Genomic DNA, 21,888 nt, shown 5'->3' with positions numbered 1-21,888 from the left:
GCCGCGACGCGGCAAAACGGGTGGCCTGCCGCGCCGCAAGCCATTAGCTTTGCACGAAAATCACGGGGACGGGAAGCGCATGGCGGCGAGAGAAAAGCTGACGCAAAAGCAGGTGCGGCGAATTGCCCTTGCGGCACAGGGCTTCAGCGACCGGCCGCCGGGCGGAGCGGTCGAGCGGCGGCACATGGCGCGTGTGCTCGGGCACACGGGCCTCTTTCAGATCGACTCGGTCAACGTCGTCACGCGCGCCCACTACATGCCGCTCTTCTCGCGACTCGGGCCCTACCCTACCGGAATTCTCGAGCGGGCCTCCTCGCGCCGGCCGCGCGCCCTCTTCGAATACTGGGCGCACGAAGCCTCGCTCCTGCCTGTGGAAACGCAGCCGCTCTTGCGCTGGCGCATGGCGCGGGCGGAAGCGGGCCAGGGCATTTACGGCCGGCTCGCCCAGTTTGGGCGCGAGCGGCGCGATTTCGTCGACCAGGTTCTGGCCGATGTGACGGCGCGCGGGCCGCTCACCGCCTCCGATATCGACGGGCACACGGGCACCAGCGGCTGGTGGGGGTGGAGCGAGGTCAAGCATGCCCTTGAATGGCTGTTCTGGGCCGGCCGCATCACCACCCACTCGCGCAAGCCCAGCTTCGAACGGCTCTACGATCTGCCCGAGCGGGTTCTGCCTGCGGCCGTCCTGGCCACGCCGACGCCCGCCCCGGAAGACGCGCAGCGCGCCCTTATCGAGATCGCCGCCCGCGCGCTGGGCGTCGCCACGGCAAGCGACCTGCGCGACTATTTCCGCCTGCCGCCGGCCGACACCTACCCGCGCATCGAAGACCTCGTTGAGGCCGGCACACTCATCCCGGTCGACGTCAAGGGTTGGACGCGGCAGGCCTATATGCACCGCGAGGCGCGCCTGCCGCGCAAGGTGCGGGCGCGCGCCCTGCTCGCTCCTTTCGATCCGCTGGTGTGGGAGCGGTCGCGGGCCGAGCGCCTGTTCGATTTCCGCTACCGGATCGAGATCTACACGCCGGCGGAAAAGCGGGTCTACGGCTATTACGTCTTCCCCTTCCTTTTGGGCGAGGAGATCGTCGCCCGCGTCGACCTCAAGGCCGACCGCCAGCAAGGGGTGCTGCGGGTGCAGGCGGCCCACGGGGAACCGAACGCTCCGCCCGAGACGGGCCGCGAACTATGGCAGGCGCTTGAGGAAATGGCCTCGTGGCTGGAACTGGGCGAGGTCGAGATATGCCCGGCCGGCGACCTCGCGCCGGCGCTTGCGGATGCGCGGAAGCAGCCCGCGTAGGGCGAACGCCTCCCCTAACCGCCCGTGTAGCGCTCGACGATCTCCACGCGCCGGTTCTTGGCGCGGCCTTCCTCGGTCCTGTTCGAGGCGACCGGCGAGAGCATGCCGGCGCCGGCCGGTATCAGGCGCCCCGGCGCGATCCCATACGAGGCGACGAGCGCGTCCACCACGGCCTGCGCCCGCTGTTGCGACAGGGACAGGTTGTAGTCGAACGCCCCCTGCCCGTCCGTGTGCCCGACAATGATCGCCTGCAAATCCTGGTTCGTCTTCAAGAGTTCTCCCAACTGGTCGATCTGCGGTTGGGATTCCGGCTTGATGTCTGCCTTGTCGAAATCGAAATAGATGCCGTAGATGGCGATCTTCCCGTCCTTAGCGAGCGCCTCTTCCATGGCGCTCGCCTCGACCAGCGTGATCCGGTCGGTCTCCATCGGCTGGCTCTCCACCACCGTGACGGCGACGTGCGGCGTCAAGGGGATGTCGCCTCGCGCCTGTGTCTCGACGCCGAGCATGCCGACCGTCACCAGGCCATCCGCATCGTTGCGCTCGGCCAAGAGGTAGATGGTGGTGTCCCATGTCGTCGGCATGCCGATGCCGCCACGTGCGGCATCCCAGAATGCCGAGACGGACTGCTTGGGCGAACACTCGTCCCGGCCGCGGCAGAAAAAGACGATCTCAAAGCCGTTCGCCTTCAGGGCCGTCTCATAGTTGCGCATGACCTCCAGGATGGAGCGGTCGCCGGGGCCCTTGTAGCGGATCGAGGTGAGCTTTCCGGCAAGCTCTCTCTGCCATTCGCCGCTCTCCAGCGCCTTGAAGGGCAAACGCAGTTCCTCATAGGCCTTGGTCTCAAAGAAATCGATTGCGGAGCCGTCATAGCGGCCGACAAGCGCATGGTCGGCCGCGCCGGGAAGATCGGCCTGCTGCGCGGACGCGGGCAAGGTACCCGCGGAGGAGAAAAACAGACCCGCCGCGACGAGAACGAACAGCTTAAGCATAGTACCCCCCAACCAGTGAGCCTGCCATTATAAAGGCGCCCCACAGCGCCGCAACCGGCGTTGCCCGCAGGGTTGTCGACGGGGAATCATGGCCGGCAGGACGTGGAAACCAATTGATCACCTATATCGGCTAGGCTAGACGCTTCCACCTGTGTGGGGGCACGATTGTCGGTCAGTAAGGAGTAACGATCGATGCTCTCCTTGGCGCTACCCATCCTCGTTCTCACAACGTCGAGCGCGGCAGCGCAGCCTTTCGGCTGCAGCGACGTCATAGGAACCGTCTTCGACGACCAGAACGGCAACGGCTACCAGGATGCGGGAGAGCCGGGACTGCCGGGCGTGCGGCTTGCCACCGTCAGCGGCTGGCTCATCACGACGGATGCTCACGGCCGCTTCCACGTCGCCTGCGCAAACGAGGAGGCAGGGCGCATCGGCTCGGCCTTCATCATGAAGCTCGATGCGCGCACGCTGCCCACAGGCTACCGCCTGACGACGGAGAATCCTCGCGTAGTGCGGCTGACAGCGGCCAAAACGACGAAGCTCAACTTCGGCGCCTCGATCGGCCGTTAGGCCATTTCATCGTTCATGGAATCGATGAACTGGTCTAACATGTTGTTTTGTCGCAATTCCGGACGGAAAACGCTTTCCACTTTTCCTGGAATTGCTCAAAATATATGGCGATGTTTGAGAAATGGCGCGAGTGACGGGGCTCGAACCCGCGACCTCCGGCGTGACAGGCCGGCACTCTAACCAGCTGAGCTACACCCGCGCTTGCGACGTCGCCGTTGCGCGGCGTCTGGGCGGTCACTTAGGCGCTTCGCGGGTGCCTGTCAAGCAGGCTCAAGGCCCTTTGCTGGCTGAATTCGCACGGCTGGAGCAAAGACCGGTCGGCGGGCGATTTCTTCTTGCGATCAGGCGGCGAACCGCCTAAACGGACGGGCTTGAGGGGTCGGCCCGCCAGCCGCCGGCGCCTCACGCACGGGCGATTAGCTCAGCTGGTAGAGCGCTTCGTTTACACCGAAGATGTCGGGAGTTCGAGTCTCTCATCGCCCACCACCCTATCCCTTGAAGTTTCTGCAAGCGTCTGTGGTGGCGCGCCGGGATGCCGTCGCCTAAAGCAGAAAAGGCCGGGCGAGCCCGGCCTTTGTCATGTGACAAGAAACAGCCTTGTCGGCGGCGATCAGTTGATCGCGTCCTTCAGGCCCTTGCCTGCGGAGAATTTCGGCACGTTGCGGGCCGGAATCTGGACGGGGGCGCCGGTCTGCGGGTTGCGGCCCGTGGAGGCCTCGCGCCGCGAAACGCCGAAATTGCCAAAACCCACAAGCCGAACGTCGCCGCCCTTCTTCAGCTCGCTCGTGATGACGGAGAAAACCGCATCGACTGCCGACTGGGCATCACCTTTGGAGATACCGGCCTGATCGGCAACGGCGGAAACCAGTTCGTTCTTGTTCATAAACAACAAACCCCTTCTTCATAATGGCCGGAGAGAGACTCAACCGGCAAGGTCGGCAGTTTATGAAGAAGTGAAGAACCGACCAAGCGGGAAATGAGCCGGAGAAGTGGAAAATCCCCGGTTTTCCGCGCTTTTTCAGCAAAAAGCCGGCCCAATCGGGCCGGCCTTCGCTTCTTGGGGCTTGTCGCGCGCTTACGCGACTCAGTGGGCGACCGTCTGGCTCCCAGCCTTGTCGGCCACTTCCACGTTCTGGGCGGCGACTGGCTCGACCCATTCGATCGGCTCGGGCTTCTTCACCAGCGCGTGCTCCAGCACTTCGCCGACGCGGCTGACCGGCACGATCTCCAGGCCGCTCTTCACGTTCTCCGGGATCTCCGCCAGGTCCTTGGCGTTCTCTTCCGGGATCAGCACCTTCTTCAGGCCGCCGCGAAGAGCTGCGAGCAGCTTCTCCTTCAGGCCGCCGATGGGCAGCACCCGGCCCCGCAGGGTGATCTCGCCGGTCATGGCGATGTCCTTGCGCACGGGGATGCCCGTCATGACGGAGACGATCGCCGTCACCATGGCGACACCGGCCGACGGACCGTCCTTCGGCGTCGCGCCTTCCGGCACGTGCACGTGGATGTCCTTCTTCTCGAAGAGCGGCGGCTCGATGCCGAAATCGATGGCCCTCGAGCGGACATAGGATGCCGCCGCCGAGATCGATTCCTTCATCACGTCGCGCAGGTTGCCGGTCACCGTCATCTTGCCCTTGCCGGGCATCATGACGCCTTCGATCGTCAAGAGCTCGCCGCCGACCTCGGTCCAGGCGAGACCCGTGACGACGCCCGTCTGGTCCTCGCCCTCGGCCTGGCCGAAGCGGAAGCGCGGCACGCCGAGATAGTCGGCAAGGTTCTTCTCCGTCACCTTGACCGTCTCTTTGCCGGACTTCAGGATCTCGGTCACCGCCTTGCGCGCCAGCTTCATCAGCTCACGCTCCAGGTTACGCACGCCGGCTTCCCGCGTGTAGGTGCGGATGATCTCCTGCAGCGCGCCGTCGGTGACGGAGAACTCCTTCTCCTTCAGCGCGTGCTCGCGCACGGCCTTGGGCAGCAGATGCCGCTTGGCGATCTCGACCTTCTCGTCCTCCGTGTAGCCGGCGATACGGATGATCTCCATCCGGTCCATCAGGGCCGGCGGGATGTTCAGCGTGTTCGCCGTCGTCACGAACATGACGCTCGACAGGTCGTATTCGACCTCGAGGTAGTGATCCATGAAGGTCATATTCTGCTCGGGATCGAGCACCTCGAGCAGGGCCGAGGACGGATCGCCGCGGAAGTCCATGCCCATCTTGTCGATCTCGTCGAGCAGGAAGAGCGGATTGGACTTCTTGGCCTTCTTCATCGACTGGATGACCTTGCCGGGCATCGAGCCGATATAGGTGCGGCGGTGGCCGCGGATCTCGGCCTCGTCGCGCACGCCGCCCAGCGCCATGCGCACGAACTCACGGCCCGTGGCCCGCGCGATCGACTTGCCGAGCGAGGTCTTGCCGACGCCGGGAGGGCCGACGAGGCACAGGATCGGGCCCTTCAGCTTGCGCTGCCGGCTCTGCACGGCCAGATATTCGACGATGCGCTCCTTGACCTTCTCGAGGCCGAAATGGTCGGCGTCGAGCACCTCTTCGGCGAAGTTCAGGTCGTTACGGACCTTGGTGTTCTTCTTCCACGGAATGGAGAGCAGCCAGTCGAGATAATTGCGCACGACCGTCGCCTCGGCAGACATGGGCGACATGGTCTGCAGCTTCTTCAGCTCCGCATCGGCCTTCTCGCGCGCTTCCTTGGAAAGCTTCGTCTTCTTGATGCGCTCCTCGAGCTCGGCCACCTCGTTGCGGCCGTCCTCGCCCTCGCCGAGCTCCTTCTGGATCGCCTTCATCTGCTCGTTGAGGTAGTACTCGCGCTGGGTCTTCTCCATCTGCCGCTTCACACGGCTGCGGATGCGCTTCTCCACCTGCAGGACCGAGATCTCGGCCTCCATGAAGCCCATGGCCTTCTCAAGCCGCTCGCGCACGGAGAGCGTGGCCAGCATCTCCTGCTTTTCGGGGATCTTGATCGCCAGGTGCGAAGCGACCGTGTCGGCCAGCTTGGCGTAGTCCTCGATCTGGCTCGCCGCGCCCACGACCTCGGGCGAAATCTTCTTGTTGAGCTTCACATAGTTCTCGAAGTCGGCGACGACGGAACGGGCCAGCGCCTCGATCTCGACCTCGTCTTCCTCCGGCGTTTGCAGAAGCTCCGCACGCGCCTCGTGGAAATCCTCGCGCTCCGTGAAGCCGGAAATGCGCGCACGCGCAGCGCCCTCGACCAATACCTTGACCGTGCCGTCGGGCAGCTTCAGGAGTTGCAGAACATTGGCAAGGGTGCCGATGTCATAGATGCCGCTCGGGTCGGGATCGTCGTCGGCGGCATTCATCTGGGTCGCCAGCAGAACCTGCTTCTCGGCGCCCATCACCTCTTCCAGCGCCTTGATCGACTTCTCGCGCCCCACGAAGAGCGGCACGATCATGTGCGGGAACACAACGATGTCGCGCAGGGGCAGCACCGGGAAGAGCGTTTCACCGGAAGTCTTCGGGGTGCCAGGAGTCTTGGGGGTATTTGTCATCTTTCAGCCTTTGTCAGCCGCAGCCGCTCTCAAGAGCCAGCCGCGGGCCTTGCTTTCGAAGGATACCGTCCGCCCGTGGGGCTTGCCATACGCAACGCCGACCCGGGGGACGAAACCCGCCACCATATGTCCATTAAGTGGAGGCGCGCGGCACTAAGATCAAGGGCGTTGCGCCGGCCTTCGGGCCTGGGCGGCGAAAGCGGGATATCGGCCCTCCGGCCGTGCCTTGCTACCCCGTCCCGACGGCCAGCTTTCCTCACGCGCTGACGCTGCCTTTTTCCTTCTCGCGCTCGGCATAGATGTAGAGGGGGCGTGCATTGCCGTTGACCACCTCGTCGGAGATCACGACCTCCTGGACGCCCTCCAGCGCCGGCAACTCGAACATTGTGTCGAGCAGGATCGATTCCATGATGGAGCGCAGGCCGCGCGCGCCGGTCTTGCGTTCGATCGCGCGTTTGGCGATCGCCAGAAGCGCGTTCTCGTGGAAGGTGAGTTCCACGTTCTCCATCTCGAACAGCCGCTGATACTGCTTCACCAAGGCGTTCTTCGGCTCGCTGAGGATCTGCACCAGGGCTTCCTCGTCGAGGTCCTCCAGCGTCGCCAGCACCGGCACGCGGCCCACGAACTCCGGAATGAGACCGAACTTCAACAGGTCCTCCGGCTCCACCTGGCGCAGGAGCTCGCCGGCACGGCGGTCCTCGGGCGAAGAGACGTTGGCGGCAAAGCCGATGGAGGTCTTGCGGCCGCGGTCGGAGATGATCTTTTCGAGCCCGGCGAAGGCGCCGCCGCAGATGAACAGGATCGACGAGGTGTCGACCTGCAGGAACTCCTGCTGCGGGTGCTTGCGCCCGCCCTGGGGCGGCACGGAGGCGACCGTGCCTTCCATGATCTTCAGGAGCGCCTGCTGCACGCCCTCGCCCGACACGTCGCGGGTGATGGACGGGTTGTCGGACTTGCGCGAAATCTTGTCGATCTCGTCGATATAGACGATGCCGCGCTGAGCGCGCTCGACGTTGTAGTCGGCCGACTGCAGGAGCTTGAGGATGATGTTCTCCACATCCTCGCCCACGTAGCCCGCCTCGGTCAGCGTCGTCGCGTCGGCCATGGTGAAGGGCACATCGATGATGCGCGCCAGCGTCTGCGCCAGCAGCGTCTTGCCGCAGCCGGTGGGGCCGATCAGAAGGATGTTGGACTTCGCCAGCTCCACGTCGGGATTCTTGCCGGCATGGGCAAGCCGCTTATAGTGGTTGTGCACGGCCACCGAGAGCACGCGCTTTGCGTAGCTCTGGCCGATCACATAGTCGTCGAGAACCTTCAGGATCTCCTGCGGGGTCGGCACGCCCTCACGCGACTTCACCATCGAGGATTTGTTCTCCTCGCGGATGATGTCCATGCAAAGCTCGACGCATTCATCGCAGATGAAGACGGTCGGCCCGGCGATCAGCTTGCGCACCTCGTGCTGGCTCTTGCCGCAGAACGAGCAGTACAGCGTGTTCTTGGAATCACCGCCGCTGTTGCTGATCTTGCTCATCTCTCACGTCCTTTCAGTACCACCGGCGCCCCTTCACGAGGTCGTCTGCCGGAGGGCGAAGAAAGGGTCTGACCCCCCGCAGCTTCGCCCCATTGTCGTTTTCCGAACGAACCACAAATCGGAAAGCGCGGCAACAATCCCCAGCAAAGACTAGGGTATCGAACTTCAACATAGGCTTAACGTAGGCGGTTGCCAGCATCGAGGGAACAGGAAATTGTGACGGAAATGACGCAGCACCCAGCTATTTTCGCCGCCCGTTCCCCGTCCCCGCCCTCTTACGAGATCTTTGGGGCCTCGATCAGTTCGCGATTCGTGATCACCCTGTCGATGAGACCGAACTCCTTGGCCTCGTCCGAGTTCATGAAGTGGTCGCGGTCGAGCGTTTTCTCGATCGTCTCGTAGTCCTGGCCCGTGTGCGTGACATAGACCTCGTTGAGCCGCCGCTTCAGCTTGATGATATCCTGGGCGTGGCGCTCGATATCGGAAGCCTGTCCCTGGAAGCCGCCGGAAGGCTGGTGCACCATGATGCGGGCGTTCGGCGTTGCAAAGCGCATGTCCTTGGCGCCGGCGCACAGGAGCAGCGATCCCATGGAGGCCGCCTGGCCGAAGCACAGGGTGGAGACCGGCGGCTGGATGAACTGCATCGTGTCATAGATGGCCATGCCGCTCGTCACCACGCCGCCTGGCGAGTTGATGTAGAGCGCGATCTCCTTCTTCGCGTTCTCCGCCTCGAGGAAGAGGAGCTGCGCGCACACCAGCGCAGCCACGCTGTCCTCGATCGGCCCCGTGATGAAGATGATGCGTTCCTTCAAGAGGCGCGAGAAGATGTCATAGGCGCGCTCGCCGCGGTTCGTCTGCTCGACGACCATCGGCACAAGGTTCATCGCGGTCTCGATGGGATTTGGCATGGAGGGATACCTTATTCCTTGGAAGCGCCGGCCTGCCGGGCGCGAGGCAGATTCGTTCTCTTTACGCCGATATAGGATGCCCGCTCCCGCCTGCGCAAGGCCGCGATTGAATTGCCGTGCTCCATAAGCCCCGCGCACCGGTTGCGCCGTCGCGAAAGAGGGCTAAGACAGAGCCTATGAACACCGCCGAATCCCCTCCCCTCTCCCTCGACCGGCCCCTCTCCCTCGACCGGCCCCTCTCCCTCGACCGGCAAAGCCGCCGCCTGCGGCTCGACCCGCACAGTCCCGCCTTCGTGCAGAACCCCTACGCGGCCTACGCCCACCTGCACGAAAACGCCCGCGTCTTCTTCTGGGAGGATTACGGCATGTGGTGCCTGGCGGGCTACGAGGAGGTGAACGGCGCGCTGCGCAACCGCCGGCTCGGCCGGCAGGTGCCGGCGGGCACGACGCTCTATGGCGAGCCGCATCTGCGGGAGTTCGCGGCGGTCGAGGCGCATTCCATGCTGGAGCTGGAGCCGCCGGCGCACACGCGGCTCAGAACGCTCGTCAACCGCGCCTTCGTCTCGCGCCAGGTGGAGCGGCTGCGCCCGCGCGTCGAGGCGCTGTGCCACGAACTCGTCGACGGCTTTTCGGCGGACGGCGAGGCGGACCTGATCCCCGCCTTTGCCACGCCGGTGCCCATCACCATCATCGCCGAGATGCTGGGCGTTCCGGTGGAGATGGGAAGCCAGCTCCTCGACTGGTCGCACCGCATGGTCGCCATGTACATGCACGGCCGAGGCCAGGCCGTGGAGGAGAGCGCCAACGAGGCGGCGCGCGAATTCGGCGGTTTCATCCGCTCCTATGCGGCGAAGCGGCGGAGCGAACCCGGCGACGATCTCCTCTCCCTCCTCATTTCAGCGCATGAAAGCGACGACAGGCTGTCGGAAGACGAGCTCGTCTCCTCGACCATCCTGCTCCTCAATGCCGGCCATGAGGCAACGGTGCACCAGCTCGGCAACGCCGTCGCCACCATCCTCGCCCAGGGCGGCGATCCACGCCGCTTCTTCCGCGCACCGGAGGAGACGGCAGCCGCCGTCGAGGAATGCCTGCGCTACGATCCGCCGCTGCACATGTTCACCCGTTATGCCTACGAGCGGGTGGAGGTCGCCGATGGCGTGTGGCTGGAGCCCGGCGAAGAGGTGGGCCTCATGCTGGGTGCGGCCAACAGCGATCCTCAGGCCTTCGACCGCCCGCGTGCCTTCCTTCCCGGCCGTGCGGATCAGAAGAACGTCTCCTTTGGCGCCGGCATCCACTTCTGCATCGGCGCGCCGCTGGCCCGGCTGGAGCTTCAGGTGGCGCTGAAAGTGTTGTTCGAGCGGTTGCCGGAGATCGCGCTGGCCGAGACGCCGCTGTATCGTGACACCTATCATTTCCACGGGCTGGAGCGGTTGGTGTGCCGATGGTGAGCGCGCCAGCCACGCGCGTCATCCCCGGAAGCCGGAGCGTTAGCGGAGGCTGTCCGGGACCCATTCTCGCCTCGCTGAAGCTCCGGCGAAGCGGGCCGGAATGTGGGAAAGTCACGGAGTGGGTCCCGGACAACCGACTTTCGCTCCGCTCAAGCCGGCTTCCGGGATGACGAGCGCGGGTCCCCCCAAACGCAAGGAAAGCACTGGGATTCCTCCCAGTGCCTCCCTGTCCAATTCAGGCACCCGGTCCGACCGTCCGAAAGACTGGCGCGTTCCAGACCCTGATTGACGGTTCCCGGTGGTGCATTGCTCGCGCTTGCGCGCTCGCGTCCGCCCTGCCGGGCCACCCCTTCTCCACCCGCGAAGGCTTCCAAGAGGCGCACCATCGAAGGACTAACCGGCCTTCATGGCAGCATCGGTCTGCCGTTTGCGTTCCGGAACCGCTTGCGACAGCTCCGCTGGACCCCTGGCACCGGACCCAAACTCCGGATCGAAACCCGTCGCCCGACCGGGCCAGCACGGCCTCAGAAAATCCCTTCAGTTGGTTCCGCTGTCCGGGCGGACTGTCGGGCTCCTGAGTTGGTCTGAGCTTACGTCGCGCAAAGGTGCGGCGCAATGGCGCACCCCTTGTGGAAAGCGAGGATTGCGGGGAAAGCGCCAATGAATCTGCACCCGACGCGCCACCAGCAGTCAACAAAGGCAGCCGGTATTACACCTTGGCCAGCGCCTGCTCCAGGTCGGCGATGATGTCGTCCACGTCCTCGATGCCGATCGAGAGGCGGATAACGTCCGGCCCGGCGCCGGCGGCCACCTTCTGCTCGTCGGTGAGCTGCCGGTGCGTTGTCGAGGCCGGATGGATGATGAGGGACTTCGTGTCGCCGATATTGGCCAGATGCGAGAACAGCTCCACGCCCTCCACCACCTTCACGCCGGCATCGAAGCCGCCCTTCAGCCCGAAGGTGAAGACGGCGCCCGCGCCCTTAGGCGAATATTTGCGCATGAGCTCATGGTTGGCATCGCCCGGCAGGCCGGGATAAGACACCCAGGCCACCTGCGGCTGTTCCCCGAGCCATGTCGCCACCTTGAGCGCGTTGTCGGAATGACGCTGCATCCTGAGCGGCAGCGTCTCGATGCCGGTGAGGATGAGGAAGGCGTTGAAGGGAGAAATGGCGGGGCCGAAATCGCGCAAGCCGAGCACCCGCGCGGCAATGGCGAAGGCGAAGTTGCCGAAGGTCTCGTGCAGCACCATGCCGCCATATTCGGGCCTCGGCTCCGAGAGCATCGGGTAGTTGCCGGATTTCGACCAGTCGAAGGTGCCGCAATCGACCAGCGCACCGCCGACGGAATTGCCGTGCCCGCCCATGAACTTCGTCAGCGAGTGCACGACGACGTCGGCGCCGTGTTCGATGGGGCGCAGAAGATAGGGCGAGGCCATGGTGTTGTCGACGATGAAGGGCAGCCCGTGCCGGCGCGCCACCTCGGCTATTCTTTCGAGGTCCACGAAGGTGCCGCCCGGATTGGCGAGGCTTTCCACGAAGATGGCGCGGGTGTTCTCGTCGATCTGGTTCTCGAAGGCTGCGATGTCGTCCGGGTCGGCCCAGCGCACTTCCCAGTTGAAGTTCTTGAAGGCGTGGCCGAACTGGTTGATCGAACCGCCATAAAGCTTCCTGGCGGCGATGAAGTTGGCTCCCGGCTGCATCAGCGTGTGGAAGACGAGAAGCTGGGCCCCATGGCCCGAGGCGGTCGCCACCGCCGCGGTTCCCCCCTCGAGCGCGGCGATCCGCTCCTCCAGAACCGCCTGGGTCGGGTTCATGATGCGGGTATAGATATTGCCGAAGGCCTTCAGCCCGAACAGCGAAGCCGCATGGTCGACGTCGTCGAAGACATAGGACGTCGTCTGATAGATCGGCGTGGCGCGCGCGCCGGTCGCGGGGTCGGGCTGGGCGCCGGCGTGGATGGCAAGGGTGTTGAAACCGGGCGTGCGCTCGTTCATGGGTTTCCTCCGTTCTCGTCGGCGCCATCCTTACAAAGCCGGAGGAGCGAGGGCAAAGAAGATTTGTCCGATTTCGGGTGGACGGACGAAAGTTCGCGCGACACCCGGCCGACCACGGCAAACGGCAATCACCTCTGGCGGATGCCGAAGCTCTGAAAACCCTGCCGCATCACCGGCTTCTTCGAGGAAATCACGCGGCTGTTGACGCCGTTCCAGCCGATCTCGCCCGACAGGCGGCCGTATTCGATCTTCGGGCAACGGTTCATGACGACCTTGATGCCCTTTTCCTCCAGCCGCACTGCTGAGGCGTCGTCGCGCACGGTGAGTTGCATCCACACCACCTTGGGCAGCGGGTCCATGGCCAGGATCTCCTCGGCGACGCCCGGCACGGCGCTGGACGCACGGAAGATATCCACCATGTCGACCGGCCCGGGAAGATCGGCAAGCGAGGCGTAGGTCATGGCGCCGGCGATCTCCTTGCCGGCCTGGCCGGGATTGATCGGGTACACCTGGTAGCCCTTGTCGATCAGATACTTCGTGACGAAGAAGCTCGGCCGCACGTCGTTGGCCGAAGCGCCGAGGATGGCGATCGACTTCACGGAGTTCAGGATGCCGGCGATATAGGCATTGTCGTAGGTATCGTGGTTCATTCGGGGAGCGTAATACGGCCTTCCTCGTCGATTGGAAAGTCCGGGTTATGGGCAACCTCCCACAGATTGCCCTCGGTGTCCTCGAAATAGCCCTGCATCCCGCCAAAGAAGGCGCGCTTTGCGGGCTTGACGACGCTGCCTCCGGCCTTCTCCGCCCGCTCGATCATGAGCCCCACCTCGGCTTCCGAGCGCGTGTTGTAGGCGAGCGCGACGCCGGAGAAGCCCCTCGTTCTCTCCCTGATGCCGGCGTCCTCGGCAAGTTCGTCGCGCGGCCACAGCGCCAGGATGATGCCGCCCATCTGGAAGAAGGCGACGCCCTCGGTGATGCGCTCGTTGCGCTCCAGGCCCATATCCTCGTAGAAGCGGACCGCGCGGTCGAGATCGTCGACGCCGAGGGTGATGATCGAGATGCGCGGTTCCATCACTCGCCCCTCCATTCCGGCTTGCGCTTTTCGATGAAGGCGCCGATGCCCTCCTCCGCGTCGCGCGCCATCATGTTCTCCACCATGACGCGCGCCGTATATTCATAGGCCTCGGCCAGGCCCATTTCCGCCTGCCGGTAAAAGGCCTCCTTGCCGATCTTCAGCGTCAAAGGCGATTTGGACGCAACGGCTTCGGCCAGGTTCATCACACCGCGATTCAACGCGTCCGGCGCCACCACGCGGTTGACGAGGCCGTAGGAGAGCGCGGTGTCGGCGTCGATCATCTCGCCCGTCAGAAGCATCTCCATCGCCTGCTTGCGCGGGACGTTGCGCGACAGCGCCACCATGGGCGTCGAGCAGAACAGGCCGATATTGACGCCGGGCGTGGCGAAGCGGGCATTCCCCGTCGCCACCGCCAGGTCGCACGAAGCGACGAGCTGGCAGCCGGCGGCCGTCGCCACGCCGTCGACAGCGGCGATCACCGGTTTGGGATGGCGCACGATCGCCTGCATGAGGGAGGCGCAGAGCGCCATGGTCTCGGCGAAGAAGGCCCTTCCCCGGTCGGCGTCCTTGCGGTGCGCCGTCATCTCTTTCAGGTCATGGCCGGCCGAGAACACCTTGCCCTCATGCGCCAGCACGATCACCCGCACCGCCGCCTCGTCCCGCGCCGCGTCGAGCGCGGCCTTCAGCGCCTCCATCATGGATATGGACAGCACGTTCGCCGGCGGGTTGTCGAGCGTCAGCGTCAGGATGCCGCCGGTGCGCACGCCGCCGACAAGGCTCCGCGTCTCGCCCCGGACGGTCGCAACTGCCTCAGCCATGGCTCGTCTCCTCTCGGATGGACCTTGTCCTCACCTAACACAGCACGGCTTGCAGATCAGCCGGGAAAAGGCCATCGTCGCCTTCCGTTGACGCAAAGGTCAAGCGCCGCAATGGAGGAGCCGATATGGACGCAAGTGCCCCGGCGGGCCTCGCCCCGGTGATGAGCGTCGAAGAGGTCAACGCCTATCTGGCGGAGGTCTATCCGCAGCTCAATGAGGACCATACCGAGTACAGCGCCGTCGCCGTCAGCCCCGGCGGCTGCACCGTGCGGCTTGCAGCCGGCGAGGGGCACCTGAGGCCTGGGAACACAGTCTCGGGCCCGGCGCTCTTTACGCTCGCCGATATCGGCGGCTATGTCTGCGCGCTGTCGCATATCGGCCGCGAAGCGCTGGCGGTCACCACCAACCTCAACATCAATTTCATGCGCAAGGCCGAGGCAGGCGACATCGACGGGAAATGCCGCATCCTCAAGCTCGGCAAGACGCTGATGGTGTTCGAAGTGGCGATCACCGCCGGGCCCGACCGCGCCCTCGTCGCCCACGCCACCGGCACCTATTCCCTGCCTCCCAGGCACCGAAAGATGGGGTAATATATTACCTTTTTCCTATCTTATTGTTTTATATTGATTTTTATCGCCAAACCCGCCCCAATTGCGCTTGACTTGCTTCATCCCCCCTCCTATAAGCCCGCGGATCGTGGCATTGCCGTGATTTATCGAGGGTCCTTGTCGGGCCATCGGTTCAAGCAACAAGAAACGCCCCGCCCTCGGGCAGGGTTCAAGATAAGACAGGACGACCATGAAAACCTTCTCGCAGAAGCCTGCGGAGGTGGAGAAGAAGTGGGTACTGATCGACGCCGAAGGGCTTGTCGTCGGCCGCCTCGCCACCATCGTAGCCAACCGCCTGCGCGGCAAGCACAAGCCCACCTTCACCCCGCATGTCGATGACGGCGACAACGTCATCATCATCAATGCCGACAAGGTGGTCTTCACCGGCAGGAAATACCAGAACAAGAAATACTACTGGCACACCGGCCACCCGGGCGGCATCAAGGAGCGCACGGCGCGCGACATCCTCGAGGGCCGTTTCCCCGAGCGCGTGGTTGAGAAGGCCGTCGAGCGCATGATCCCGCGCGGACCGCTCGGACGCCGCCAGATGAAGAACCTGCGCGTCTACGCGGGAACCGACCATCCTCACGTCGCCCAGCAGCCGGAAAAGCTCGATGTCGCGGCGATGAGCAAGAAGAACGTAAGGGTCCAGGCACATGGCTGAAATCAATTCCCTCCAGGAGCTGGGCGAGGCGACGCAGGCGGTCGCGCCCGAGGCCGAAGCTCCCGTGCACGTGCAGAAGCTCGACGCACAGGGCCGCGCCTACGCCACCGGCAAGCGCAAGAACGCGATCGCCCGTGTGTGGGTGAAGCCGGGCTCCGGCAAGATCACGGTCAACAACAAGGACTTCAACGCCTATTTCGCGCGCCCCGTCCTGCAGATGATCCTGCAGCAGCCGATCGTGGCGGCCAACCGCAACGGCCAGTACGACGTCGTCGCGACGGTCGTCGGCGGCGGCCTGTCGGGCCAGGCGGGCGCTGTGCGCCACGGCATCTCCAAGGCGCTCACCTATTACGAGCCGGAGCTGCGTGCGGTCCTCAAGAAGGGCGGTTTCCTCACCCGCGACAGCCGCGTGGTGGAGCGCAAGAAGTACGGCCGCGCCAAGGCCCGCCGTTCGTTCCAGTTCTCCAAGCGCTAAGGCTTGGGACTTTCCGGATCGGAAAAGCGGGCCTTCGAGCCCGCTTTTTTGTTGCGCATGCGGCTCGACCCAATCGTTTCTAATCGCTATGATTGGAAGCGATTAAATGAGGCATCCCCATGGAAACCAAGGTTCTCACTGCACATGTGCCGCTGGAGCTTGCCGAAAGGGTCGATCAAGTCGCCTCGCGCCTGGAGCGCTCGCGCGGATGGATCGTCAAGCAGGCACTGACCGCCTGGATCGAGCAGGAAGAAGAGCGAAGGCGACTGACCCTAGAAGGGCTGGCGGATGTGGATGCCGGTCGCGTGATCCCACACGAGGCGGTTCAGGCATGGGCGGATAGTCTCGATACCGACAACCCGCTCCCGCCACCCAGCATTCCACCCAAATGATCAGGGTGGAGTGGACCGGTGACGCGCTTTCCGACCTGACGCGGCTTCATAGTTTCCTCGCGCCGCTCAACCCTCGCGCCGCTGCGCAAATCGTGCGGTCACTCACGGCGGCCCCGTCGCGGCTGCTCGAACATCCGCGCATCGGCGAAAAGTTGGAAGAGTTCGAGCCACGCGAGGTTCGCCGCATCCTCGTCGGCAATTATGAGATGCGCTACGAAATCCGCAGGTCAACGATCTACATCGTGCGCCTGTGGCACACGCGGGAGGAACGGTAGGACATGCCGTCCAAATCCATCGACCACGCCTTCACCGCGCGCCAAAACCTCGGCGCCGCCGGCGATCCCACCTATGCCGGCGCCCTCTCCTTCATGCGCCGCCGCTTCACCAAGGATGTGAAGGGCGCGGATGCGGTGGTGTGGGGCCTGCCCTTCGATGCGGCAGTCTCCAACCGTCCGGGCGCGCGCTTCGGGCCGCAGGCAATCCGCCGCGCCTCGGCGATCCTCGACAACGACCCGCAATATCCCTTCGGCCTCGATCTCTTCGAGACGCTCGCCGTCGTCGACCATGGCGACTGCCGGTTCGACCACGGCTATCCGCAGAGGGCGCCCGCCACTATCGAACGGGAGGCCGGAAAGATCCTGCGCGCGGACGCCTTTCTCGTCTCGCTCGGCGGCGACCACTCCGTCACCTGGCCACTGCTCAAAGCCCATGCGGCAAGGCACGGCGCGCCGCTGGCCCTCGTCCAGTTCGACGCGCATCAGGACACCTGGCCGGACGATGGAAAGCGCGTCGACCATGGCTCGTTCGTCGGCCGCGCCGTGCGCGAGGGGATTGTCGACCCCGCCCGCTCCATCCAGATCGGCATCCGCACCCACGCCCCGGAGGATTGCGGCATCAAGATGCTGCACGGCTACGAGGTGGAGGAGATGCGGGCGGCCGAGATCGCCGAGGCGATCGCCGCGCGTGTCGGCAATGCGCCGGCCTACATCACCTTCGACATCGACTGCCTCGACCCGGCCTTCGCGCCGGGCACAGGCACGCCGGTGGCCGGCGGCCCCTCCTCCGCCAGGATGCTCTCGGTCCTGCGCCGGCTCGGGCCACTCAATATCGTCGGCGCCGACATCGTCGAGGTGGCCCCGGCCTACGATCATGCCGACATCACGGCCATTGCCGGAGCGGCCGTCGCCATGCACTATCTGGGGCTTCTGGCAGAGAGGAAGCGACGATAGCGCATGCGGGCCCCTCGGCACTTTTCGGCCAGGCACTTTTCGGCAGGCACTTTTCGGATTGATTCCGGACGGCGCTTCAACCATTTGAAACCGGACTCTTTTTCGGACGCGAACCCATGACGGCAAAAATCTTCATCGACGGCGAACATGGCACCACGGGCCTGCAGATCCGCACGCGGCTCGCCGCGCGCGGCGACATCGAACTGATCTCCGTGCCCGTGGAGCGGCGCAAGGACAAGGCGGCGCGCGCGGAGTATCTGAACGCCGCCGACATCGCCATCCTCTGCCTGCCGGACGAGGCGGCGCGCGAGAGCGTCTCCCTCATCGAGAACGACACGACACGGGTGATCGACGCCTCCACCGCCCACCGCGTCGCCGGGGGCTGGGCCTACGGCTTTCCCGAGATGGACCGCGACCAGGCGAAGGCCATCATGCAGGCCAGGCGCGTCGCCAACCCGGGCTGCTGGCCGCAGGGGCCGATCGCCCTCCTGCGCCCGCTCGTGACCGCCGGCCTGCTGCCCGCGGATTTCCCCGTCACGGTCAACGGCATCTCCGGCTATTCGGGCGGCGGACGGTCGATGATCGAGGACTACGAGGCCAAGGGCGAGGACGCGCCGGAGTTCCTGCCCTACGCGCTCGGCCTCAACCACAAGCACCTGCCGGAGCTGCGCGCCTATGCAAAGCTCTCGCGCGACCCGCTGATGCAGCCGGCGGTCGGCAATTTCGCGCAAGGCATGGTCGCCGCCGTGCCCCTGCAGCTCGGCCATCTCGACCGCGTGCCGAAGGGCGAGGAGCTTCATGCGGCGATAGCCGACCACTACGCGGGCCTCGAGGAGAGCGCCGTCGAGGTCGCCCCCCTGGCGGCAATCGAGCGCTCCGCCGAGATCGAGCCCGAGCGCTTCAACGGCACCAACACCATGCGGCTCCACGTCTTCGCCAACGACGCGCGCGCCCAGGCGCTGCTCCTCGCCATCTACGACAACCTCGGCAAGGGCGCGTCGGGGGCGGCGGTGCAGAACCTGGATCTGATGCTGAGGACCACCTGACGCATCACGCCGCGGCATCCAACGCGCGTCATCCCGGAAGCCGTAGCCCGCAGGGCGGAGGCTGTCCGGGATGACGCGCGTTGGCTGACCCTGGCCAAAATTTCATCCGGCTTTAGGCAGCGGATAGGCGCCCTTCGCGGCGCGCCAGTGCGCCGCCGCAAATCCCAGCACGATGAGCGCCGCGCCCTGGTGGGCGAGCGCCCAGCCGAGCGGTGCGACCATGAGCAGCGTGGCGATGCCGATGGCCGCCTGGGCGAGGACGAAGAGGACGAGGACGACTGCCCGCCGTGCATGCGTCGACCCTCGGTCGGCGCGCCAGGCGGCAACGGCGTGCCAGAGGACGAGCGCCACGAGCGCATAGGCGCCGAGGCGGTGGAGGAACTGCACCGTCTTCGGGTTCTCGAACAGGTTGATCCAGGCCGGCGCCTGGACGAAAAGCCCCCCCGGCACCAGCGCGCCGTCCATCAGCGGCCAGGTGTTGTAGGTCATGCCGGCGTTGAGCCCGGCGACCAGCCCGCCGAGATAGATCTGCGCCAGAACGGCGGCCACCAGCCACCCGGCGAAGCGTCGCGTTCCATCATGAGCAGGCCCGGCGCTGTGCGGCGCCAGCCCGCGCGCCACGGCCATGGTGGCGACAAAGATGATGCAGGCGATGACGAGGTGCGTGGCGAGCCGGTACTGGCTGACGTCGCTCCGCTCGACAAGGCCGGACGCCACCATCCACCAGCCGATGGCGCCCTGCAGGCCGCCGAGCGCCAGGATGCCGAGGAGCTTCGGCTTCAAATGGCCCTCCAGCCGACCCGTCAGCCAGAAGAAGGCGAGCGGCAGGGCGAAGACGAAGCCGACGCCGCGCGCCAGGAACCGGTGCGCCCACTCCCACCAGAAGATCACCTTGAATTCGTGGAGGCTCATGCCCCGGTTGATCTCCTCGTACTGGGGAATCTGCCGGTATTTCGCAAACTCTTCCGCCCACTCGGCCTCGCTGAGCGGCGGTATGACGCCGTGGACGGGTTTCCATTCGGTGATCGACAGGCCGGACTCGGTCAGCCGCGTCGCCCCGCCGACCAGCACCAGCGCGAACAGCGTCAAAACCACGGCGTAGAGCCACACGCGCACCCAGAGCCGATTACGGCGTTCGCTGGCGGCGCTCGCGGCGGGAGCGCGCAGATCCGTGGTGGCTGCCATCTCGTTGTCCAATCGGAAATCCAAAAGGTAGGTGCCGCAAAGCCGCCCGGCTTGCAAGCCTGCCCGCGGCGACATGCGGTCGCGCCGAGCCTCCCGCTGCGGCAATATTGGCCTGTCGGGCGGCCGCGTATTGCGCTATGCAGCGCCCGAGAGGATTTCGCGATGCCCACACGCCTGAGGAAATTCGTCGGCATGGTAGCGCTGGTGGCGCTGGTCGTCGTCTATGCCATCGTCTCCACGGCGGTCGCCGTCGCGCAGCTCGCCGACAAGAGCGCGCTGGTGCACCTGATCTATTATCTGGTGACGGGGCTTCTGTGGGTTCTGCCGGCCATGCTTCTGGTCAAATGGATGGAAGGAAAGCCGCGGCGCCCGGCCGACTGACGTTCCTCCTCCCGTCGAGCTTTGATTCATCTTTTGCCGGTAAGGTACGGGAAAATACGCAAAATCAGGCTTCGTCATGGTGGACGCCGCATCCTTTTCCAAGCAGGAAACGCCGCACGCCGAACGGCCCGCCGCCGCCGCGCGCTCGGCCTTCTCGGCGCGCATATTGCCTGCAGACGGGGCGGCGCTCGAAGCCTACGCCGCCTTCTGCGCGGACACCGTCCATTCGCCCACCCAGAGCCCGATGTGGGCGGCCGCGTGGCTTGAGGGCACCGGTGAGGACGGGCTGATCGCCCTTCTCGAACGGAACGGGCGGCCGGCAATGGCGCTGGCCCTTGAGATCGGGCGCAAGGGCCCGTTCCGCGTCGCGCGTTTTGCCGGCGGAACGCATGCCAACGGCAACTTTCCGGCGGTGGGTCCCGCTTTCGATACCGCGGACGCTGCCATGACGGCGCTCGTGACGGCAATCCGCGAGGCCCGGCCCGATATCGACATGCTGTCGCTTGAGCGGCAGAGGAAGACCTTCGAAGGCCTGCCGAACCCGACGCTCGCCCTTCCCCACACCATGAGCCCCAACATCGCGCTCGCCGCCGATCTTTCCGGTGGCCTCGACGCGATGCTCCAGACCAGCGGCAAACGCAAGAGCAAGAAGCACCGCGCTCACGCCCGCAAGTTCGAGGCGGCGGGAGGCTACCGCCGCCTTGAAGCGCGTAACGTGGAGGAGGTCGACGCCTTGCTCGACAGGTTCTTCACGCTGAAGCACGCGCGCTTTGCCGAATTGGGAATAGCCGACGTCTTCGCCGCGCCCGAGGTGCGGACACGCTGGCGCACCCTTTTCCGGGCGGCCCTTGGCCAAGAGGCGCCGCCCTTCGTTCTGCATGGGCTGGAGGTGGGCGGAATCCTGCGCGCCGTTACCGGCTCCAGCCGTACCAGCGACAGCATCATCTGCGAGTTCAGCACCTTCGCCCAGGACGAGCTCGTCAGTTTCAGCCCCGGCGAGTTCCTCTTCTACGAGAACATCCAGGCCGCCTGTGCGGAGGGCCTGGCGGTCTACGACCTCAGCGTCGGCGACGAGCCCTACAAGCGGCTTTGGTGCGGCATGGAAACCAGCCACGCGGACGTCTTCGCCGGCCTCACTCTCAAGGGAAAGCTGCTTGCGGTGGGCTACCGCGCACTCGTGCGGCTGAAACGCATGGTCAAGAACGACCCCGCGGCGGCAAGCCTGGTCCGACGGCTGCGCAGGATCGCGCGCGGGCGGTCCGACTGATCCGATCTAGACACGCCGATCCCACGCGACATCCGTCGGCGTGTAGTGGCGCATTTCGGCGATCTCGCCGATGAACGGGCGGATGAGCGCCAGAAAGGGCGGGAAATTGGGGCCGGTGCGAAAGCCCTTCATATGCGCTTCCGCCGATGTCCAGAGGATGCGAAGCGTGACGTTCGAGGCATCCTCGTCGCACTGGGAAAGCTCATAGCCGAGGCATTCCGGCGCGGCGCGCAAATGGGCTCCCGCCTTCTCGTAGGCCGTGCGCAGTTCCTCGGCCGAGTGGTCCTTCAAGACATAACGGATATATTCGACGATCATGCCCTCGCTCCTCGAAACGGTGAACCGGCCCCGAAGCTAACCGAAGACGCGGCCGCCCGCTACGGCAGGGCTATCGCATATGGCTTTCGTTCAGTCTGTTTGACCCCCACCCTCAATCCCCCCTCAAGGGCTATAGGATTCACACATCGAGGGTGGGAAGGCGCCGGCGTTGCGGCCGGC

23 protein-coding genes and 2 tRNA genes are annotated in these 21,888 nt (G+C 65.1%); 13 read left to right on the top strand and 12 right to left on the bottom strand.

Translation table 11 applies throughout. The features are described 5' to 3' along the window. Positions 1 to 79 precede the first annotated feature (79 nt). Positions 80 to 1,294, top strand: coding sequence for a winged helix-turn-helix domain-containing protein (locus GM910_RS04520; RefSeq protein WP_159586327.1), 1,215 nt, complete (start codon positions 80 to 82; stop codon positions 1,292 to 1,294). Between the two features lie 14 nt (positions 1,295 to 1,308). On the opposite strand, the gene GM910_RS04515 is transcribed toward GM910_RS04520, so the two are convergent. Next, positions 1,309 to 2,286, bottom strand: a complete 978-nt coding sequence (locus GM910_RS04515) for an OmpA family protein (RefSeq protein ID WP_159586326.1) — start codon at positions 2,284 to 2,286, stop codon at positions 1,309 to 1,311. Between the two features lie 192 nt (positions 2,287 to 2,478). Between GM910_RS04515 and GM910_RS04510 the strand changes: the two genes are divergently transcribed. Beyond that, positions 2,479 to 2,856, top strand: coding sequence for a hypothetical protein (locus GM910_RS04510; RefSeq protein WP_201285405.1), 378 nt, complete (start codon positions 2,479 to 2,481; stop codon positions 2,854 to 2,856). A gap of 122 nt (positions 2,857 to 2,978) precedes the next feature. On the opposite strand, the gene GM910_RS04505 is transcribed toward GM910_RS04510, so the two are convergent. Next, positions 2,979 to 3,055, bottom strand: a tRNA-Asp gene (locus GM910_RS04505). Positions 3,056 to 3,266: 211 nt separating this feature from the next. On the opposite strand from GM910_RS04505, the gene GM910_RS04500 reads away from it, so the two are divergent. Continuing rightward, positions 3,267 to 3,342: transfer RNA gene (locus GM910_RS04500), tRNA-Val, on the top strand. A gap of 124 nt (positions 3,343 to 3,466) precedes the next feature. Here GM910_RS04500 and hupB read toward each other — a convergent pair. From hupB to GM910_RS04480, 4 genes are all read right to left on the bottom strand, one after another. Further along, on the bottom strand, positions 3,467 to 3,739 hold the full coding sequence (hupB, locus tag GM910_RS04495) for a DNA-binding protein HupB (RefSeq protein WP_159586325.1): 273 nt from the start codon (positions 3,737 to 3,739) through the stop codon (positions 3,467 to 3,469). Between the two features lie 201 nt (positions 3,740 to 3,940). Continuing rightward, complete coding sequence (gene lon / locus GM910_RS04490) at positions 3,941 to 6,370, bottom strand: endopeptidase La (RefSeq protein ID WP_159586324.1); 2,430 nt, start codon at positions 6,368 to 6,370, stop codon at positions 3,941 to 3,943. A 256-nt stretch (positions 6,371 to 6,626) separates the two neighbouring features. Then, positions 6,627 to 7,901, bottom strand: a complete 1,275-nt coding sequence (gene clpX, locus GM910_RS04485) for an ATP-dependent Clp protease ATP-binding subunit ClpX (RefSeq protein ID WP_159586323.1) — start codon at positions 7,899 to 7,901, stop codon at positions 6,627 to 6,629. Positions 7,902 to 8,176: 275 nt separating this feature from the next. Beyond that, the gene (locus GM910_RS04480) at positions 8,177 to 8,809 is read right to left on the bottom strand and encodes an ATP-dependent Clp protease proteolytic subunit (protein ID WP_159586322.1); all 633 of its coding nucleotides are present in this window, start codon (positions 8,807 to 8,809) and stop codon (positions 8,177 to 8,179) included. A gap of 176 nt (positions 8,810 to 8,985) precedes the next feature. On the opposite strand from GM910_RS04480, the gene GM910_RS04475 reads away from it, so the two are divergent. Further along, entirely contained in the window at positions 8,986 to 10,257 is a 1,272-nt protein-coding gene (locus GM910_RS04475; protein WP_159586321.1) for a cytochrome P450, read from the top strand. A 709-nt stretch (positions 10,258 to 10,966) separates the two neighbouring features. Here the strand turns inward: GM910_RS04475 and GM910_RS04470 are convergent. From GM910_RS04470 to GM910_RS04455, 4 genes are all read right to left on the bottom strand, one after another. Then, the gene (locus GM910_RS04470) at positions 10,967 to 12,250 is read right to left on the bottom strand and encodes an O-acetylhomoserine aminocarboxypropyltransferase (protein ID WP_159586320.1); all 1,284 of its coding nucleotides are present in this window, start codon (positions 12,248 to 12,250) and stop codon (positions 10,967 to 10,969) included. Positions 12,251 to 12,378: 128 nt separating this feature from the next. After that, positions 12,379 to 12,900: a CoA-binding protein gene (locus GM910_RS04465; RefSeq protein WP_159586319.1), complete on the bottom strand. Its 522-nt coding sequence runs from the start codon at positions 12,898 to 12,900 to the stop codon at positions 12,379 to 12,381. Beyond that, entirely contained in the window at positions 12,897 to 13,322 is a 426-nt protein-coding gene (locus tag GM910_RS04460; RefSeq protein ID WP_159586318.1) for a VOC family protein, read from the bottom strand. Before GM910_RS04460 ends, GM910_RS04465 begins: the two co-directional genes overlap by 4 nt. Continuing rightward, the gene (locus GM910_RS04455; protein ID WP_159586317.1) at positions 13,322 to 14,143 is read right to left on the bottom strand and encodes an enoyl-CoA hydratase; all 822 of its coding nucleotides are present in this window, start codon (positions 14,141 to 14,143) and stop codon (positions 13,322 to 13,324) included. Before GM910_RS04455 ends, GM910_RS04460 begins: the two co-directional genes overlap by 1 nt. 125 nt (positions 14,144 to 14,268) lie before the next feature. On the opposite strand from GM910_RS04455, the gene GM910_RS04450 reads away from it, so the two are divergent. The 7 genes from GM910_RS04450 (at position 14,269) to argC (ending at position 18,557) form a co-directional block, all read left to right on the top strand. Then, complete coding sequence (locus GM910_RS04450; protein ID WP_246225849.1) at positions 14,269 to 14,733, top strand: PaaI family thioesterase; 465 nt, start codon at positions 14,269 to 14,271, stop codon at positions 14,731 to 14,733. 208 nt (positions 14,734 to 14,941) lie between these two features. After that, positions 14,942 to 15,415: a 50S ribosomal protein L13 gene (gene rplM / locus GM910_RS04445; protein ID WP_159586316.1), complete on the top strand. Its 474-nt coding sequence runs from the start codon at positions 14,942 to 14,944 to the stop codon at positions 15,413 to 15,415. Beyond that, positions 15,408 to 15,890 carry a 30S ribosomal protein S9 gene (gene rpsI, locus GM910_RS04440; protein WP_159586315.1) on the top strand — a complete coding sequence of 161 codons (483 nt, stop codon included), beginning with the start codon at positions 15,408 to 15,410 and terminating at the stop codon, positions 15,888 to 15,890. The genes rplM and rpsI overlap by 8 nt, the downstream gene beginning before the upstream one ends. A 119-nt stretch (positions 15,891 to 16,009) precedes the next feature. Beyond that, a complete protein-coding gene (locus GM910_RS04435; protein ID WP_159586314.1) occupies positions 16,010 to 16,282 on the top strand; it encodes a CopG family ribbon-helix-helix protein in 273 nt (90 codons plus the stop codon). Then, on the top strand, positions 16,279 to 16,557 hold the full coding sequence (locus GM910_RS04430; protein ID WP_425482649.1) for a type II toxin-antitoxin system RelE/ParE family toxin: 279 nt from the start codon (positions 16,279 to 16,281) through the stop codon (positions 16,555 to 16,557). Before GM910_RS04435 ends, GM910_RS04430 begins: the two co-directional genes overlap by 4 nt. Before the next feature lie 3 nt (positions 16,558 to 16,560). Further along, positions 16,561 to 17,511 (top strand): agmatinase, encoded by a 951-nt coding sequence (gene speB, locus GM910_RS04425; RefSeq protein ID WP_159586313.1) that lies wholly within the window; start codon positions 16,561 to 16,563, stop codon positions 17,509 to 17,511. Positions 17,512 to 17,627: 116 nt separating this feature from the next. Then, a complete protein-coding gene (gene argC, locus GM910_RS04420) occupies positions 17,628 to 18,557 on the top strand; it encodes an N-acetyl-gamma-glutamyl-phosphate reductase (RefSeq protein ID WP_159586312.1) in 930 nt (309 codons plus the stop codon). A gap of 102 nt (positions 18,558 to 18,659) precedes the next feature. Here argC and GM910_RS04415 read toward each other — a convergent pair whose 3' ends face one another. Then, positions 18,660 to 19,742: a COX15/CtaA family protein gene (locus GM910_RS04415; RefSeq protein WP_159586311.1), complete on the bottom strand. Its 1,083-nt coding sequence runs from the start codon at positions 19,740 to 19,742 to the stop codon at positions 18,660 to 18,662. A 162-nt stretch (positions 19,743 to 19,904) separates the two neighbouring features. On the opposite strand from GM910_RS04415, the gene GM910_RS04410 reads away from it, so the two are divergent. Both GM910_RS04410 and GM910_RS04405 read left to right on the top strand, forming a co-directional pair. Further along, positions 19,905 to 20,123, top strand: coding sequence for a DUF2842 domain-containing protein (locus GM910_RS04410; protein ID WP_159586310.1), 219 nt, complete (start codon positions 19,905 to 19,907; stop codon positions 20,121 to 20,123). A gap of 76 nt (positions 20,124 to 20,199) precedes the next feature. Continuing rightward, the gene (locus GM910_RS04405; protein ID WP_159586309.1) at positions 20,200 to 21,390 is read left to right on the top strand and encodes a GNAT family N-acetyltransferase; all 1,191 of its coding nucleotides are present in this window, start codon (positions 20,200 to 20,202) and stop codon (positions 21,388 to 21,390) included. Positions 21,391 to 21,396: 6 nt separating this feature from the next. On the opposite strand, the gene GM910_RS04400 is transcribed toward GM910_RS04405, so the two are convergent. Continuing rightward, on the bottom strand, positions 21,397 to 21,708 hold the full coding sequence (locus GM910_RS04400) for a putative quinol monooxygenase (protein ID WP_159586308.1): 312 nt from the start codon (positions 21,706 to 21,708) through the stop codon (positions 21,397 to 21,399). Positions 21,709 to 21,888: the final 180 nt, after the last annotated feature.

Source organism: Chelativorans xinjiangensis, from assembly GCF_009812055.1.
GTDB classification, from domain to species: domain Bacteria; phylum Pseudomonadota; class Alphaproteobacteria; order Rhizobiales; family Rhizobiaceae; genus Chelativorans; species Chelativorans xinjiangense.
Note: the sequence above shows the minus strand (reverse complement) of the source record. Positions and strands in the feature narration are given on the sequence as shown.

Coding starts and splice junctions, on each gene's coding strand:
- speB (WP_159586313.1), top strand. CDS start 16,561: ATGCCGTCCAAATCCATCGACCACGCCTTCACCGCGCGCCAAAACCTC.
- GM910_RS04470 (WP_159586320.1), bottom strand. CDS start 12,250: ATGAACGAGCGCACGCCCGGTTTCAACACCCTTGCCATCCACGCCGGC.
- argC (WP_159586312.1), top strand. CDS start 17,628: ATGACGGCAAAAATCTTCATCGACGGCGAACATGGCACCACGGGCCTG.
- GM910_RS04415 (WP_159586311.1), bottom strand. CDS start 19,742: ATGGCAGCCACCACGGATCTGCGCGCTCCCGCCGCGAGCGCCGCCAGC.
- GM910_RS04520 (WP_159586327.1), top strand. CDS start 80: ATGGCGGCGAGAGAAAAGCTGACGCAAAAGCAGGTGCGGCGAATTGCC.
- GM910_RS04430 (WP_425482649.1), top strand. CDS start 16,279: ATGATCAGGGTGGAGTGGACCGGTGACGCGCTTTCCGACCTGACGCGG.
- GM910_RS04405 (WP_159586309.1), top strand. CDS start 20,200: ATGGTGGACGCCGCATCCTTTTCCAAGCAGGAAACGCCGCACGCCGAA.
- clpX (WP_159586323.1), bottom strand. CDS start 7,901: ATGAGCAAGATCAGCAACAGCGGCGGTGATTCCAAGAACACGCTGTAC.
- GM910_RS04400 (WP_159586308.1), bottom strand. CDS start 21,708: ATGATCGTCGAATATATCCGTTATGTCTTGAAGGACCACTCGGCCGAG.
- GM910_RS04410 (WP_159586310.1), top strand. CDS start 19,905: ATGCCCACACGCCTGAGGAAATTCGTCGGCATGGTAGCGCTGGTGGCG.
- hupB (WP_159586325.1), bottom strand. CDS start 3,739: ATGAACAAGAACGAACTGGTTTCCGCCGTTGCCGATCAGGCCGGTATC.
- GM910_RS04515 (WP_159586326.1), bottom strand. CDS start 2,286: ATGCTTAAGCTGTTCGTTCTCGTCGCGGCGGGTCTGTTTTTCTCCTCC.
- lon (WP_159586324.1), bottom strand. CDS start 6,370: ATGACAAATACCCCCAAGACTCCTGGCACCCCGAAGACTTCCGGTGAA.
- GM910_RS04510 (WP_201285405.1), top strand. CDS start 2,479: ATGCTCTCCTTGGCGCTACCCATCCTCGTTCTCACAACGTCGAGCGCG.
- GM910_RS04460 (WP_159586318.1), bottom strand. CDS start 13,322: ATGGAACCGCGCATCTCGATCATCACCCTCGGCGTCGACGATCTCGAC.
- GM910_RS04450 (WP_246225849.1), top strand. CDS start 14,269: ATGGACGCAAGTGCCCCGGCGGGCCTCGCCCCGGTGATGAGCGTCGAA.
- rplM (WP_159586316.1), top strand. CDS start 14,942: ATGAAAACCTTCTCGCAGAAGCCTGCGGAGGTGGAGAAGAAGTGGGTA.
- GM910_RS04465 (WP_159586319.1), bottom strand. CDS start 12,900: ATGAACCACGATACCTACGACAATGCCTATATCGCCGGCATCCTGAAC.
- GM910_RS04475 (WP_159586321.1), top strand. CDS start 8,986: ATGAACACCGCCGAATCCCCTCCCCTCTCCCTCGACCGGCCCCTCTCC.
- GM910_RS04480 (WP_159586322.1), bottom strand. CDS start 8,809: ATGCCAAATCCCATCGAGACCGCGATGAACCTTGTGCCGATGGTCGTC.
- GM910_RS04455 (WP_159586317.1), bottom strand. CDS start 14,143: ATGGCTGAGGCAGTTGCGACCGTCCGGGGCGAGACGCGGAGCCTTGTC.
- GM910_RS04435 (WP_159586314.1), top strand. CDS start 16,010: ATGGAAACCAAGGTTCTCACTGCACATGTGCCGCTGGAGCTTGCCGAA.
- rpsI (WP_159586315.1), top strand. CDS start 15,408: ATGGCTGAAATCAATTCCCTCCAGGAGCTGGGCGAGGCGACGCAGGCG.